10 protein-coding genes are annotated in these 16,092 nt (G+C 49.3%); all 10 read left to right on the top strand.

What is annotated here, in order from left to right; all coding sequences use genetic code 11:
• Positions 1 to 171 precede the first annotated feature (171 nt).
• The 10 genes from GA520_RS16410 (at position 172) to GA520_RS16365 (ending at position 16,085) form a co-directional block, all read left to right on the top strand.
• Positions 172 to 1,320, top strand: a complete 1,149-nt coding sequence (locus tag GA520_RS16410; RefSeq protein ID WP_163338562.1) for an FIST signal transduction protein — start codon at positions 172 to 174, stop codon at positions 1,318 to 1,320.
• Positions 1,317 to 2,990 carry an ATP-binding protein gene (locus GA520_RS16405; RefSeq protein ID WP_163338563.1) on the top strand — a complete coding sequence of 558 codons (1,674 nt, stop codon included), beginning with the start codon at positions 1,317 to 1,319 and terminating at the stop codon, positions 2,988 to 2,990. Before GA520_RS16410 ends, GA520_RS16405 begins: the two co-directional genes overlap by 4 nt.
• Positions 2,991 to 3,383: 393 nt before the next feature.
• On the top strand, positions 3,384 to 5,243 hold the full coding sequence (locus tag GA520_RS16400) for a long-chain fatty acid--CoA ligase (protein WP_163338564.1): 1,860 nt from the start codon (positions 3,384 to 3,386) through the stop codon (positions 5,241 to 5,243).
• Positions 5,240 to 7,627 (top strand): 3-hydroxyacyl-CoA dehydrogenase/enoyl-CoA hydratase family protein, encoded by a 2,388-nt coding sequence (locus GA520_RS16395; RefSeq protein ID WP_163338565.1) that lies wholly within the window; start codon positions 5,240 to 5,242, stop codon positions 7,625 to 7,627. Before GA520_RS16400 ends, GA520_RS16395 begins: the two co-directional genes overlap by 4 nt.
• Before the next feature lie 67 nt (positions 7,628 to 7,694).
• Entirely contained in the window at positions 7,695 to 8,867 is a 1,173-nt protein-coding gene (locus tag GA520_RS16390; protein WP_163338566.1) for a thiolase family protein, read from the top strand.
• 71 nt (positions 8,868 to 8,938) lie between these two features.
• Positions 8,939 to 10,717, top strand: a complete 1,779-nt coding sequence (locus GA520_RS16385; protein WP_163338567.1) for an acyl-CoA dehydrogenase family protein — start codon at positions 8,939 to 8,941, stop codon at positions 10,715 to 10,717.
• Positions 10,718 to 10,875: 158 nt separating this feature from the next.
• Positions 10,876 to 11,829, top strand: coding sequence for an MBL fold metallo-hydrolase (locus GA520_RS16380; RefSeq protein WP_163338568.1), 954 nt, complete (start codon positions 10,876 to 10,878; stop codon positions 11,827 to 11,829).
• Between the two features lie 2 nt (positions 11,830 to 11,831).
• Positions 11,832 to 13,832, top strand: coding sequence for an FAD-dependent oxidoreductase (locus GA520_RS16375; RefSeq protein ID WP_163338569.1), 2,001 nt, complete (start codon positions 11,832 to 11,834; stop codon positions 13,830 to 13,832).
• A complete protein-coding gene (locus tag GA520_RS16370) occupies positions 13,832 to 14,350 on the top strand; it encodes a DUF4442 domain-containing protein (protein ID WP_163338570.1) in 519 nt (172 codons plus the stop codon). The genes GA520_RS16375 and GA520_RS16370 overlap by 1 nt, the downstream gene beginning before the upstream one ends.
• Positions 14,351 to 14,381: 31 nt before the next feature.
• Positions 14,382 to 16,085, top strand: coding sequence for an acyl-CoA dehydrogenase (locus GA520_RS16365; protein ID WP_163338571.1), 1,704 nt, complete (start codon positions 14,382 to 14,384; stop codon positions 16,083 to 16,085).
• Positions 16,086 to 16,092: the final 7 nt, after the last annotated feature.

Genomic DNA, 16,092 nt, shown 5'->3' with positions numbered 1-16,092 from the left:
CCTGGATCAAGTACTTAATGATTTCGAGAGAGGTAATTTCATTGTATTCGTTCAACATTATTTTATGATTTAACCAAACCGTTTGGCATCATGAGGGTTTGTCGATTACAATAAGAGAATGTGATCTTCTATTATCATGAGATGTTTTGTTGTTGCGGTGACAGGGGGAATATGCTGGAGACAGTTTGTGGTGTCAGTGATGCCTTGAGTGCAATAGAAGCAACGGAATCCGTTATTAACCAGTGTGTGGACAGGCTGCGTGGCCGGATTCCGCAGGCCGGTATCCTTTTTACTTCATGTATGGACGCTGATTATGGAGCGATTCTGAGGCGGATTTGCGATACGTTCCCGGGAATTGAGCTGGCGGGGTGTACTTCTGGTGGGGAAATATCGCCTCTCTTGGGTTTTTCAGAGGACTCGGTAAGCCTTCTCTTGTTTTGTTCCGAGACGGTGCAGTTTAAGGCTGCAATGGTTCACGACTTTTCTTCTTTTCCGGAACGTCGTTTTCGTGAAACGTTTGCTACCTGTAATGATGCCCTGAGTGGACCGCCGGCCTGTTGTTTCATTTTTCCGGATGGTATCACCACCATCGAGTTGCCCGTTGTTGATATTGTGCGGCGGGTGTGCGGGGATATACCTCTTATTGGGGGAGCGGCTGCAGATCATTACCAGTTTAAAAAAGCGTATCAGTTTTGTGGTACGGAGGTGAGCAGTGGCGGTATGGCCATGCTGTTTGTGCAGGGGAACCTACAGATAAATGTGGGGACCGGCAACGGCTGGACGCCGATCGGCCCCTACCACTCTGTCGATAGAAGCGAAGGCAACAGGATTTATTCCATTGACGGCATGCCGGCCGGTCGCTTCTATAAGGAATATCTTGGAGTGGTCGCATCGGCAATGACCCATATCCCGCTTGCGGTCTACAGGCAGGTAGAGGGGCGGTTTAAGCTGCGAAACTCGCTGTATGTATATGACGATGGGAGTGTCGACTTCATGGGCTCCATTCCTTCCGGATCGTTGGTTCGACTTACCACTGTGTTTCGGGAGGATATAATATACGCCGCAGACTGTGCCAATGAACAGGTGCTGGCATATGGCGAGGGCCCTCCCGATTTGGTACTTGTTTTCTGCTGCACGTCACGGCGTCACATCCTGGGATCCAGAAGTGACGAGGAGTTTGGGAAATTGATGAAGAAAAAAGATGTGCCGTTTTTCGGTTTCTATTCATATGGGCAGTATGCTCCCCATGCTGTGGGGGAACAGGTCCTGTTTCAGAATGATTGCTACGTGGCAGTCTCATTACGGGAATATGAACAATGAAAGACGAATCGGCAAAAAGTAACCAGCAGGGAAAGGAGCAACTGCTGAAACGGGTCGCCTGGCTGGAGCGAAAGATTGAACGCCTCCAGGAGAGCCAGTTACGGCGAGAAAAGCTCGACGATATTAATCGTCATCTGTTGAATAATGCCTTGACTGAGCTGGAATCGGCTCGGGAAAAATCGGAGGCAGCCTCAAAGGCCAAGACCGAGTTTCTCACCAATATGAGTCACGAGATCCGTACACCTCTAAATATTATAATGGGGCTTGGCGAGCTGCTCGAGGAGACTGAACTAGATGAACGTCAACAGCAGTTTGTCCGCAATCTTCGTGGTGCCGGACGTCACCTGCTGGAAATCATCGATTCCATACTTGAATTTTCTAGGATTGAAAAAGGTGATGTGGAATTAGTGGTGCGTCCCTTTAACCTGCGAAGGCTTATCCAGAACCTGACCGATATGCTCCAAACCCTCGCTACCAAGAAAGGGCTGCGTTTTAAGCTTGAATGGGAGGGGGATGTCGGCCAGATTTACCAGGGAGACAAGGGCAAGATCAAGCAGGTCCTGCTTAACCTGTTGGGTAATGCCATAAAATTTACCGAGAAGGGCCAGGTGAAATTGCTTGTACGCCAGGAGCAAGGCGCCGGAGGACTCGTATTCCAGATTTCCGATACCGGTATTGGTATTTCGGACAAGGAACGCAGTGCTGTTTTCGAACGTTTCAGCCAGGCCCGTACAACGCTTTCCAGGAAGCAGGGCGGAGTCGGGCTTGGTCTTGCCATAGTACGAATATTGGTGGAGGCGATGGGTGGCTCAATCAGTATGGACAGCCGGGTCGGGCAGGGAACCGTTTTTACCCTCCATATACCGCTGGTCACAACGCCCGATGGCGCCGACATGACAAGTGGCACACTCCTTGGTAAACCATTACCTGACCTTTCAGATCTTCGCCTCCTGGTGGTGGATGACATGGCTGGTAACAGGGAGGTCGTACAGTACTATCTTGAAGGTCTTCCCTTGCATGCCGAATATGCAGACAGTGGGCGCGGCGCTATCGAGAAATGTATGCGGCACGGATTTGATCTTATCCTGCTGGATATCAGTATGCCTGAGGTCGACGGTATTACCGCCATCAGGGAGATCCGTGAGATTGAGCGCCAAAAGGGTACGCCGCCATCCCGAATTGTGGCCATGACGGCCCATGCTTTTCAGGAGATTAAGGAATCGCTGCTGGATGAGGGTTTTGACGAGATACTGACCAAGCCGTTCTCCAGGACAGACCTGCTCGTTGTTTTAGCAGGCGTTATAAACGAGGTACCTGTCGCCGGTCTTGAGCGTGAAGTGGTGGTCTCGCCAGCAGATGTGTCATGGCAGGATGTTGAGGTTCCCGATTCATTGGTGACACTTATCCCGAAATTTCTGGAAATCATGCTTTGCGAACACGAAAAGATCGGTGAGGTAATTCGCTCGGTCAACTATTTATCTATTGTTGAACTGAGCCATGCCAACAAGGGTGTTGCCGGGATGTATGGTTTTACACCTGTCATGAAGATGTTTGCGGCGCTTGAACAGGCCGGGACAGAGCGGGATCACCTGCGTTGCTGCGAGATGTGGGATGATTTGGCCAGTGTTATTTCAGATCTTGCCGACACCTGTCCAGTGACCGATATGTGAGGTTGATTCATTTCACACCGTTTCCTGCCATGTTTTCCTGTTGTTTCCGCAGATAACACTTTTCTTACTGTCAGTTCTTATCTTACGTAAAGAATAATTCGAAGGGCCCGAGGTTCCGTTGGTATTTTTTTGGGAAACATCCTTGCAGGCTGTACTGATTATTTGTTGAATAACATTTAACTTTCTAAATATTCGTTGTTATATTGCTCTTTAAGATAGGGCGTAAGGGGGGATAACATAAAATAAGTTTTAAAAATGTTATCCTGGAATAATGTTTCACAAACAGGTTGACTTGAACGTAAAGGTACGGTATAAAAATAGACAAAGTTAGTTGTTCTGCCTGTTGCAGTTTATGAGAACCAATGAGAATGTTTCTTTTGGAGGCTATTGCTCATGAATTTCCTGTCATACCAATCAATACCGGCGATCTTGAAAGAGAATGCAAGCCGGTATGCAACCCGCACGGCCATCAGCTATAAAAAACGCGGGACCTTCCTGTCCCTGTCGTACGAGGAGTTTTACGAAAGGGTCATTCTTCTTGCCAGGGGGTTGAAAAAGTCGGGGGTTAAGCCGGGGGATCGTGTTGCAATCTTTTCAGAAAACAGGCTTGGTTGGGCGATATCCGATTTCGGTATTCAGTCTGCCGGGGCAATTACTGTGCCCATCTATGCCACCAACACCGGCAAGCAGGCGGCTTATGTGATAAATCACTGTGAGGCAAAGGTCGTTTTCGTATCGACCAAAACCCAATATGAAAAGCTGCTTTCTATTCGTGATGAGATCCCCAATGTTGAACTCATTATATCTTACGAGCGATTCATGGGTGACAGATCATTTCCGGTGTACACCCAGTATCAGCTATCTGAGGTTTCATCGCCGCTGAAGGCAGAAGAGAAGGGGGTTATCGAGAATCAGATCGATGCCATTACCCAGGACGACATCCTCACTATAATTTATACGTCCGGAACCACCGGAAGACCCAAAGGGGTTATCCTTACCCAGAGGAACATCATGGTCAATGCCAACCATGGTATGAAAAAGTTTCCGGTGGATGAGAAAAATCCGCAGACCTTCCTCAGCTTCCTGCCGCTCAGCCATGTGCTTGAGAGAACCGGTGGATATTACGCGACACTGCTTTCCGGTAATCATGTGGCCTTTGCCGAAGACGTAAAAAAGGTAATGGAAAACATGGTCGAGATTCAGCCGACCAATATGGTGAGTGTGCCTCGCCTGTTTGAGAAGATTTACTCCCGTGTTTACGAAAACGTTCATCAGGGAAGCTCTTTTAAAAAGAACATGTTTCATCGGGCGATCGATGTGGGACGCCAGTATGTATGGAAAAAATATATCACCAAAGAGCCGCTTGGTACCCTGGAGCTTCGCTACAGGTTTTTCGACCGTCTGGTGTTCAAAAAAATCAGGGAGAGGTTTGGAGGCAAGCTGAAATATTTTATCTGCGGTGGTGCACCGCTGGATAAAACCGTCAACGAGTTTATGTGGATAATTGGGTTGCCTGTTTTTAACGGTTATGGGCTGACTGAGACCAGCCCTGCTGTAACCTTGTCCCATTATGATGCCATTCGTTTCGATTCCGTTGGTAAACCGCTTGATGAGACGAAGGTAAGGTTGGGTGAAGATGGTGAGCTTTTCGTAAAGGGTCCTCAGGTGATGCGTGAGTATTACAAAAACCAGGAAGCCACCCAGGACTCGATCGAAGACGGCTGGTTCCGTACCGGTGATATCGCCAGGATTGATGAACATGGATTCGTTTATATCATTGATCGGAAGAAAGAAATAATCGTCACCGCCGGTGGAAAAAATATCGCTCCGCAGCCGATTGAGAACGAGTTGAAACTAGATAAATATATTTCCCAGGCATTTGTCTATGGTGATAAGAAGCCGTTCCTTGTCGCGTTGCTGACACCCAACCTGGAGAGAATGGTGGACCTTGGACGTGAGCTGGAGATTGACTATATCGACATGGAGGAGTTGGTCAGTAACAGGAAGGTGATGGAGATCTATGCCAAGAGGGTTGAGGAACTCAACAAGGATCTGCCCCCTTACAATACGATTAAGTATTTTGCTGTACTCCCCAGGGAGTTCACAATAGAAGGCGGTGAACTGACACCGACGTTGAAGTTGAAGAGGAAGGAAATTTACAACAAATACAAAGATACGATCGAAGAGCTGTATGTAAATGCAGGTAACGGTTTGGTCGGTCATCCGAAAACCACTAATGGAGAGGAAAAATGAGGCAGATTAATCGTGTAGGTGTTCTCGGTGCCGGAGTGATGGGTGCAACCATTGCTGCCCATCTGGCGAATGCGGGCCTTGAAGTTCTGTTACTGGACATTGTTCCCAAAGAATTGACTGAGCAGGAAGAGAAAAAAGGACTGACCCTGGAAAGCCCCCAGGTTCGGAACAGGATAGCTGCTGAAGGAAGAGCCGGGCTCGTCAAGATGAAGCCTGCACCCTATTTCCTTAAAGAATATGCGGCCCAGGTTGATATCGGTAATCTTGAGGATGATCTGGAAAAATTAAAGGATTGTGACTGGATCGTGGAAGTCGTCGTGGAATACATGCCGATTAAACTGGATCTACTCAAGAAATTGACCCCCTATATTGCACCTGGCGCTATCCTGTCTACCAATACCTCCGGTCTTTCCGTTAATGAGATGGCCGAAGTACTGCCGCCGGAAATCCGGAAGAATTTTCTCGTCACCCACTTCTTCAATCCGCCCCGTTATATGCGGTTGATGGAACTGGTACCGACCACCGCAACCGATCCGGAAGTTATGAAGGGCATGGCTGATTTTATCGGCAACCGCCTTGGTAAAGGTATTGTGTACGCAAAAGATACCGCCAACTTTATCGGGAACCGAATCGGTGTTTACGCCATCTACAAGGCGATGCAGCACATGGTCGAAATGGATATGACTGTGGAAGAGGTCGACACCATAGCAGGTCCCGCAACGGCACGGCCCAAATCTGCAGCATTCAGGACTGCGGATCTGGTTGGGCTCGATACCCTGGCCCACGTGGGTAACAACTCGTATGACCTGCTGCCGGACGACGAGGAAAGAGATGTCTTTAAACTGCCGGATTTCATGAAGGCACTCATCGACAAGGGTTTCCTTGGCAACAAGTCCAAGCAGGGATTTTACAAGAAGGGTAAGGTCGACGGCAAACGCCAGATCTACTACTACGATTATAAGGAAAACGATTACAAACCGCTGGCAAAGCCGAAATACGCTTCTGTCGGTATGGTTAAGCAGGTTGATGATCCGGCCCAGAAAATCAAGATGATCGTTGGCGCCCAGGACAAAGGTGCTGAATTCGCCTGGAAATCGGTTCGTGACACCTTGATTTACGCCTTTAACCGTATTCCGGAGATTGCTGATGACGTGGTCAATATAGACAACGCCATGAAGTGGGGCTTTAACTGGGAGATCGGCCCCTTTGAAATGCTTGATGCCATCGGTGTTGCAAAATTTGTCAAACGGGCCGAAAAAGACGGCATAACTGTGCCTGAGAAGATGAAAGGAATCGAATCCTTCTACCGCTTTGACGAATCAGGCGCTCAGGAATATTACGATGTCTTAAAGGGTGAGTACGCAAAAGTTCCTCTGAAAGAAGGCCAGATCAAGCTCGATATCTTAAAGCGTGGCGGCAATGTGGTTGAGAAGAACTCCAATTGTTCCATCATCGACCTCGGCGACGGCGTCTTCGGTTTTGAGTTCCATTCAAAGATGAACGCCATTTCCGGTGATATACTCGCCATGACCCATAAAGCGGTTAAGAGGGCGGAAGAAGAAGGTGTCGGTCTTGTGGTCGGTAACCATGGTCAGAACTTCTCTGTCGGTGCCAACCTGATGATGCTGGCAGTTGCCATGGCAGAAGGTGCCTTCGACGATATCAATATGGTCCTGCGTTCCTTCCAGAATGCGACCATGGCTCTCAAACTGGCCAAGGTGCCGGTTGTTGCCGCACCTTTTAACATGACTCTTGGTGGCGGTTGTGAGTTTTCCATGCATGCCGATGCAATTAACGCCTACGCGGAGACCTACATGGGACTGGTTGAGATTGGTGTTGGTTTGTTGCCTGCGGGTGGAGGTACCAAGGAGTTGTGTCTGCGGGCGGTTGACCTTTCGACCAAATATAACACCGATGTTCAGCCATTTATCTTCAAACACTTCGAACAGATCGCCATGGCTAAGGTGTCAATGGGTGCGGCGCAATTGTACGATATGAGCTACATGAGAAACGGCGATTCCATCACTATGGATATCGACAAACTGATCGGTGATGCCAAGCAGAAGGTTCTGGCGTTGGCTGTAAACTACCGGCCGAAGCTGTCGAGAAAAGATGTTCCCGCGCCGGGACGCGGTATCGCCGCATCGATTAAGAGCCAGCTCTGGAATATGCAGCAGGGTAACTTCATTAGCGAATACGAGGCAGAGATGGGTGGTATTATAGCCAACGTTATTTGCGGTGGCGATGTGAATCCGGGAACCCTGGTATCTGAAGAATACCTGCTCCAACTGGAGCGAGAGAATTTCTTGAAGCTTTGTGGCAACAAGAAAACCTCTGAGCGTGTACAGCATATGTTGAAAACCGGCAAACCCTTGCGGAATTAGGAATTAGAAAGAAATCCGCAAATGAGGAGCTTCTACTTAAATAATTGTAATTAAAAGAGGAACAGATATGAAAACAGCCTATATTCTGGCAAGCTACAGAACTCCTGGCTGCCGGGCAAACAAGGGAAAGTTCAAGGACATGAGGCCGGATGATCTCGCTGCACTGGCCATAAAGGGGACTGTTGAACGAACCGGCATTGATCCCGCGACTATCGACGATGTGTATCTCGGTTGTGCGTTTCCGGAGGCCGAGCAGGGAATGAATATCGGTCGTGTCGCTGCGATGAGAGCAGGGCTGCCGATCGATGTTCCCGGTCAGGTGTTGAACCGCTTTTGCTGCTCCGGCCTGCAGACTATCTCCATGGCTGCCGAACGAGTCATGATTGGTGCTGCCGACTGCATTATCGCCGGTGGTGTGGAGTCCATGAGCTCAGTTCCCATGGGTGGGCTCAAATATGCCGCTAACCCGGATCTGATGCTCGATTGGCCTGAATCATATGCGTCCATGGGCGTTACCGCTGAGAACGTTGCTGAAGAGCATGGAATAACCCGTGAGATGATGGATGAATTCGGTGCGGCAAGTAACGCCAAAGCGGCCGCTGCAATCGAAGCCGGTCGTTTCACCGACGAGATAATCCCGGTCGAGATTGAGAAGACAAGTCTCGTAAACGGCAAGATCAAACGCGACAAGGAAACAGTGACGTTGGATGATGGTGTTCGTGCCGGTACAACCGCGGAAAGCCTTGGCAAATTGCGTTCAGTCTTCAAAATAGGTGGTCCGGTGACAGCCGGTAACTCCTCCCAGATGACAGATGGTGCCGCAGTATCTATGGTGGTTTCTGAAGAGTACCTTAAAAAACTCGGCAAAGATCCTTTTGCCAGGTTTGTATCCTATTCGGTAAAGGGTTGTCGTCCCGAGGTTATGGGAATTGGCCCCATTGTTGCGATCCCGGCTGCCCTGAAACTTGCTGGCTTGACCCAAGATGATCTCGATCTTATCGAACTGAACGAGGCATTTGCTGCCCAGGCACTGGCCTGTATTAATGAACTCGGTCTCAATCCGGACATTATCAATGTCAACGGTGGTGCAATCGCACTCGGGCATCCTCTAGGCTGCACCGGGGCCAAACTGACCGCTACCCTGCTGCACGAAATGGGACGGCGCAACGGCAAATACGGTATGGTGTCCATGTGTATCGGTGGCGGAATGGGCGCTGCAGGAATATTTGAAAAACTCTAAGAATTATAGGAAAGAGAAAAGACCGGGAGGTAGAGAAACATCCTGCCGGTCAACTCTACAAGGTGAAAACTATGTCTGAAAATATACTGAAAGGCGGAGAATACTTAATCGCTGAAACTCCCTGTAACGATGTCTTCACCCCTGAGGACTTCACCGACGAGCATCGTCAGATGGCGGAGACCACCGAACAGTTTATCGTAAATGAGATCATTCCGCAGATAGAAGAGATCGATAAACAGGACTTTGACATCGTGGTCAAGGGACTGCAGCAGTGCGGCGAGCTCGGCCTGCTGATGATGGATGCGCCTGAAGAGTTTGGCGGTCTTGAGCTGGATAAGGCTTCATCCATGTTAGTTGCAGAGAAAATCTCCCAAGGTGGATCTTTTTCTGTTGCTTATACCTGTCATACAGGGATAGGGACACTTCCCCTCATCTATTACGGAACTCCAGAACAAAAAGAAAAATACCTGGAGAAACTGATATCAGGTGAGTGGCCGGCAGCCTATTGTCTGACCGAGCCGGGATCTGGTAGTGATGCCCTTGGTGCTGCATCGACAGCCACCTTGTCCGAAGATGGCAAGCACTACATTCTGAACGGAACCAAACAGTTCATCACCAACGGTGGTTTTGCCGAGCTGTTCACCGTTTTTGCCAAGATCGACAAAGAACACTTCACCGGTTTCCTGGTAGAAAAAAGTTTTGAGGGACTCGTGGTCGGCGCAGAAGAGAAAAAGCTTGGAATCAAGGGTTCTTCGACCACCCAGATTATCCTCGATAACTGCAAGGTTCCGGTTGAGAACGTACTGGGTGAGATTGGTAAAGGGCATAAAATTGCCTTTAACGTCCTCAATATCGGTCGTTTCAAGTTGGGTGCCGCGGTTACCGGTGCAGCCAAGTTCGCCATGGTCGACGGTATCAAGTACGCCAACGAACGCACCCAGTTTGGTAAAAAGATCAGCAGCTTTGGTGCAATCGGTGAAAAGGTAGCCAATATGACAGCTGAGATTTACGCCGCAGAATCATTGGTTTACCGGTTAGCCGGTGTGCTCGATGAGAGTATTGAAAAGATCGATAGATCTGTAGACGACTATTATGATCAATATTTAAAGGCTATTGAGGAGTATGCACCCGAATGCGGTATCGCTAAAGTGTACTGCAGTGAGGTTTTGGCCCGAACCGTTGATGAGGTTGTCCAGATTCACGGCGGTTACGGTTTTGTCAGCGAGTACCCGGCAGAGCGCTATTACCGTGATGAGCGCATCAACCGCATCTTTGAGGGAACAAACGAGATCAACCGTCTGCTCATCCCGGGAATGATCCTGCGCAAGGCCATGAAAGGTGAGTTGCCATTGCAGGCAGAGGCTATGAAGGCGTTTGAATCACTCATGACCCCGAGTTTTGAGGAAATTGATGATTCCGTCCCGTTTGCCCATGAGAAAAAACTTATCGGCGATCTTAAAACCCTGTTTCTGATCCTGGCCGGTGCCGGTGTCCAGAAATTCATGGACAAGATTGGTGACGAGCAGGAAATCCTGATGGCGGCTGCAGATATCGCTATCCAGATATATGCGGTTGAGTCAAGCGTCCTTCGTGCCGAGAAAATCCTGGCGTCATGCACCGAGCGTAAGCAGGAACTGTTAAAGGCGGTCGTCAAGGTCAATGCCTTCGACGCAGCAGAAGAGGTCGGCAGGGCGGCACGGCAAGGTGCCTTCTATATTGAGGAAGGGGATACCCTTACCATGATCCTGTCCGGCATCCGTCGCTTCACCAAATACAATGCTTCCGGACTGCTGCAGGCCAAACGCCTGCTGGCAACAACTGCCTGTGAAGAGGAGAAATACCTCTTCTAATGGCTCTGCATTCTCCGGGTGGTAACCTCGCTCTCCATCCGGAGAATGCTTATTGATGCACACCATACGTTTGAATCCGGGGTCAGGCCTCAGGCCTGACCCCTTCTGCCCATGAGGGTGGTATCACTCTCCCTTCCATAGATTTTAAGGTCAGGTCTATGACTACTCGGGTCCAGCCAGTTCAGCATACCATCCAAACACCGTATCCTGTCGGGCCTGTTCACAGTTACTCGCTTCTGCGTGATGACGGGATAATCCTCTTTGATTCCGGACCGGATACTGAACAGGCAAGGAAATACTACCAGCGGAATCTTGATCTGAAAAGACTTCGTCATATCCTGATTACCCATTGTCATATTGACCATTATGGTCTGGCTCATTGGCTTGAAAAAGAGTCGGGGGCTACCGTTTACCTTCCCTACAGGGATACGTTGAAGATTCGGCAAAACAGTCAGCGACTGGAAGGGATGTATCGTTATCTCCGGTCGGTGGGGTTCGGTGAATCATTCGTGCAGGAATTACATGGGACGATGAGTTCGGGTTCCATTTTTCCCAGGCTTCCCGACAACTATTTTGTTGCAGAAGAAAAGGTAACTGAAGAATTAGGAATAAAAATAATGAGTTGTCCTGGGCATTCTCAGAGTGACCTTGTCTATCTGATCGGAGAGTATGCGGTTACAGGAGACACCATGTTGGAAGGGATTTTTCAGTCTCCGCTACTTGATTTTGATATTGAGAATGGTCAACGGTTCAGGAATTACACCGCCTATTGTGAATCATTACCCAAGCTTGCCACGCTGGAAGGAAAATATATCATGCCCGGTCATCGGCAGAAGGTTCCTTCTGTTCTCCAAAATCTGTCGGTTTATATTGATAAATTGTTCAAGCGAGTTGAGCCGTTACTGGCATTTAGAGGTGAAAGAGATGTTGCGGCTATTATCGGTCGGATTGTGTCTTCAAAACTGACGCCGTTTCAGGTCTATCTGAAGGCATCTGAAGTACAGTTTGTTCTCGATCTGTTTGAGGAGCCTGAGGTGCTGAAAGAGTCCTTGTGCCAGTCAGGTTTGTTTGATTCCTTCAAAAAAGAATACATACGGGTAACCGGGAGTTGACTATGAAAGATCCCCTGTTCCAGCCATGGAAGATAAATAATCTTGAATTGCAAAACCGCATTTTCATGCCTGCGATGCACCTCAACATGTGTCATGATTTTAAGGTCACGGAGCAGCTTTGCGATTTTTACAGAAGACGTGCCGAAGGAGGCGTTTCGCTCATCAGTGTCGGCTATGCGACTGTCGACGAATACTCCGGTACGCCTGGTAATATCGGTGCCCATCACGATTCCTTCATAGCGGGGTTAACCGATCTTGCCGGCGCCATTCATGAGGGTGGGGCAAAATGCGGGGTCCAGCTCAATCATGCCGGTCGGTATAACGCCTCATTTTTTCTGGGGGGTAAACCGGCAGTCGCTCCATCACCGGTCCCTTCACGGTTAACCAGGGAGACACCGAGGGAACTCGATCAGGCGGAAATTGCTGTAATCATCGAAAGGTTTTCCGATGCTGCCTGGCGCGTCCAAAAGACGGGTTTCGATATGGTGGAGATTCTGGCTGGGACTGGTTACCTGATTAGTTCTTTTCTCTCACCACTCACCAACAAAAGAGATGATACATATGGTGGCAGCCTGGAAAACAGGATGCGTTTTGGTCTCGAAGTAATTGAGGAGGTCCGCAAACGGGTGGGAGCTGATTTTCCCCTCATGGTCAGGATAAACGGCAATGATTTTATGGAAGGGGGGATCGGTGTGGAAGATCTGCGCACTTTTTCCCAAGCGCTTGTTGCCGCCGGTGCAGACGCGCTTTGTGTCAATGTTGGGTGGCATGAGGCGCTGGTTCCGCAGATTGTCACCAAAGTGCCACGTGGGGTCTTCAGTTATATGGCCAGGGAAATAAAGGACCGGGTTGCAGTCCCTGTCATTGCTTCCCATCGAATCAATGACCCTGAAACAGCGCGCAGCCTGCTGTCGCGAGGGTTTTGCGATGCCGTGGCGGTAGGGCGTTCGCTGATCGCCGATCCTGATTTCCCCTTAAAGGCTCAGGGTGGCAATGAGGATCAGATTGTTCATTGTGTGGCCTGTGGTCAGGGCTGCTTTGACAACATTTTCAAAATGAAGCCGGTTGAGTGTTTATGTAATCCGCAAGCCGGTTATGAGAAGAAGAGGAAACTACGGAAAACCAAGGCGGCTAAAGAGGTCGTGGTTGTTGGCGGTGGCGTGGCAGGTATGGCAGCGGCAATGGCAGCCTCAGCCAACGGCCATCGGGTACGCCTTTTTGAGAAAAGCATGCAGTTGGGAGGACAACTCCGTCTTGCCGGGAGTGCACCCGGGCGGCACGAGTTCCTTGTATTTGCCGAGGATATGAAGCAGCGACTGGCAGCCTCTGCTGTAGAAGTCATGATGAATGTTGAGGTGGATGGAAACGTGCTGATTGAGGAAAAGCCCGATGAGCTCATTGTGGCAACAGGCGGCAGGCCAATTACTCCGCCGATCGTCGGTAGTGAAGCCAATCATGTGATCCAGGCCTGGGATATCCTTTCGGGCAAACGTCAGGCAGGGAAGAAGTGTGTGGTAATTGGCGGGGGGGCCGTGGGAGTTGAGACAGCGCTGAAACTGGCGGAAGAGGGAACCCTTTCTGGTGATGAATTGAAGTTTTTGCTCGTTAACCAGGCAGAAATGCCTGAGAACCTGTACCGCCTTGCCACCGAAGGGAGTCGTGAGGTGACACTTGTAGAAATGACGGAGCGGCTCGGTGCCAATTTTGGTAAGTCGACCCGCTGGGGCATGTTGCAGGACATAAAGCGGTATGGGGTGAAAACCTGTCTCGCTGCCAGGGTGGTCTCGATACTTCCGGATTGCATAGAGATTGAGTTGGAAGGGAACGTACAAAAAATTGAAGCAGAGACGGTGGTCTTGGCAGTGGGTACTGCGTCGGAGAACGGGCTGGTAAAAGTAGCGGACGAGTTGGCCATCCCACATACCCTGGTTGGTGATGCTTCTATTCCGGCAACTGTGTTCGAGGCACATCATCAGGGGTATCTTGCCGGGTGGGCTATTTAATGGCCGGGTTTGACACCTTACACTTCCTGCTTGCAAAGGCCAGAAGATCATCATTCTGGCTTTGGGTTTTAAATAAAGCTCTGGGGCGAACTGTACCTTTTAACAGGCAGCACGGATTTGAACTGGCTGAGATTGAAGAGAACAGGATTGTGACGTTTGCCGGGTACCGGCGCTCAAACTATAACCATGTCCGCGGGATTCATGCGTGCGGTATCGCTACGATCGCCGAATTCTCTGCCGGGTTCCTGCTTATGACCAAACTCAACCCGAACCGGTATCGTTTGATCATGTCACGGCTTGAGGCGGACTATGGTTACCAGGCAAAAGAGGATATTTTTTCAGAGAGTGAAATCAGTCTTGAGAGGTTACAGGACGAGGTAATAGAACCACTGAAAAGTCAGGACATTGTCTCGGTTACCATGGAGAGCATGGTACGTGACCGGTCGGGGAACAGAATAGCTGCGGTACTGACCACCTGGCAGATCAAGAACTGGAAGAAGGTCAAGACGAAAGTCTAAGAGCGAAAAGGGTTTTTTAAAGGAGCGATATATGAAGCTGTTGAATCCCCAAAAATATGAACGGCTGCACAGCGATGAAACATCACGTGAACTGGTTGAGAAGGCAATCACCTTTTTTGAAAAAAAGGGGTTGAAAAGAATCAAGGAGGATGATCAGTCCCAGGTTTGGTATGAGGATTTCCTGGATTTTATCAAGGAAGAAAAAGTCTTCTATCAGTTGCTGACCCCTGCAGCTCATACTGCTGGAGAGACACGTTGGGATATGTGGCGGATAAGTGAGTATAACGAGATTCTCGGCTTTTACGGTCTCTGCTACTGGTATGCCTGGCAGGTCACAATTCTGGGGCTGGGGCCAATATGGATGGGCACGAACGATGCGCTGAAGAAGAAAACAGCAGCGCTGCTGAAAGAGGGTGGCGTATTTGCCTTCGGCCTTTCAGAAAAGACTCATGGGGCTGACCTTTATTCTTCAGAGATGACACTCAAGCCGCAAGGGGATGGAACCTGGCTGGCAAACGGCTCAAAATATTATATCGGCAATGGCAACTGTGCGGCCCTGGTATCAACGTTCGGCAAAGTGGAGGGGACAGGAGAGTATGTCTTTTTTGCCGTAGAGACAGATCATCCAAACTATGAATGTGTAAAAAAGATTGATACATCAGGTGTGCGCCAGGCCTATGTGGCAGAATATGCCCTGCATGACTATCCGATTACCGATGACGACATCATCTCCATTGGCCAGCATGCCTGGAACTCCTCGCTCAATACGGTCAATATTGGCAAATTCGAGCTGGGTTGTGCGTCTATTGGTATCGCCACGCATAGTTTTTACGAGGCGCTTACCCATGCTGCAGGACGGAATCTTTACGGGCGTTACGTCACCGATTTCCCCCATGTACGGAAACTGTTTGTCGAGAGCTACGCCAGGTTGATAGCGATGAAACTCGTAGCCTACAGGACGGCGGATTACCTGCGCTGTGCCTCGGATGAGGATCGACGTTATCTGCTTTTTAATCCGATTGTCAAGATGAAGGTTACAGGTGAAGGTGAGAAGGTGGTTGGGCTGCTGCATGAGGTTATTGCTGCCAAAGGTTACGAGCAGGATACCTATTTCGAGATGGCAATCAGGGATATCGGTATGCTGCCCAAGCTCGAAGGTACCGAACATGTAAATATGGCGCTTATCATCAAGTTTGTAAAAAATTATTTTTTCGAACCTGTCGACTACCCAGAGATCTCAAGGCAGAGCGAGGCGGGTGATGATGCCTATCTCTTTAACCAGCAGACCGGTAAGCTCGGCAGTGTCCGATTCCCGGATTACCGCTTTGTTTACCAAAATGTTGAGGGGGATAATGTTCTTCTCTTTAAAGAGCAGCTTGAACTTTTCAGAAAACTGTTGATGACTGCACCGCCGAGTGAAACACAGGCTAAAAATATCGACTATATGCTCTCTGCCGGGGAGCTCTTTACCTTGATTGTTTATGCCCAGCTGGTACTTGAGAACGCGGCAATTTACAATACGGAGCAACCGTTGCTTGAACAGATATTTACCTTCCTGGTCCAGGATTTTACCCGTGCTGCCCTGCATATGGTTATCTCTTTTGAAAACAGCCCGGAACAGGAAACCCTGTACCGGGAGATGATGAAGAAGCCGGTAATCGACAAGGAGGGGTTTGCCAAAGTATGGAATGAGGAAGTATATGCACTTCGTGATCAGTATGTTATGAGCGAGTAAATAACAA

Source organism: Desulfopila sp. IMCC35008 (assembly GCF_010646885.2).
Lineage (GTDB): Bacteria > Desulfobacterota > Desulfobulbia > Desulfobulbales > Desulfocapsaceae > Desulfopila.
Note: the sequence above shows the minus strand (reverse complement) of the source record. Positions and strands in the feature narration are given on the sequence as shown.

Coding starts and splice junctions, on each gene's coding strand:
- GA520_RS16410 (WP_163338562.1), top strand. CDS start 172: ATGCTGGAGACAGTTTGTGGTGTCAGTGATGCCTTGAGTGCAATAGAA.
- GA520_RS16405 (WP_163338563.1), top strand. CDS start 1,317: ATGAAAGACGAATCGGCAAAAAGTAACCAGCAGGGAAAGGAGCAACTG.
- GA520_RS16400 (WP_163338564.1), top strand. CDS start 3,384: ATGAATTTCCTGTCATACCAATCAATACCGGCGATCTTGAAAGAGAAT.
- GA520_RS16395 (WP_163338565.1), top strand. CDS start 5,240: ATGAGGCAGATTAATCGTGTAGGTGTTCTCGGTGCCGGAGTGATGGGT.
- GA520_RS16390 (WP_163338566.1), top strand. CDS start 7,695: ATGAAAACAGCCTATATTCTGGCAAGCTACAGAACTCCTGGCTGCCGG.
- GA520_RS16385 (WP_163338567.1), top strand. CDS start 8,939: ATGTCTGAAAATATACTGAAAGGCGGAGAATACTTAATCGCTGAAACT.
- GA520_RS16380 (WP_163338568.1), top strand. CDS start 10,876: ATGACTACTCGGGTCCAGCCAGTTCAGCATACCATCCAAACACCGTAT.
- GA520_RS16375 (WP_163338569.1), top strand. CDS start 11,832: ATGAAAGATCCCCTGTTCCAGCCATGGAAGATAAATAATCTTGAATTG.
- GA520_RS16370 (WP_163338570.1), top strand. CDS start 13,832: ATGGCCGGGTTTGACACCTTACACTTCCTGCTTGCAAAGGCCAGAAGA.
- GA520_RS16365 (WP_163338571.1), top strand. CDS start 14,382: ATGAAGCTGTTGAATCCCCAAAAATATGAACGGCTGCACAGCGATGAA.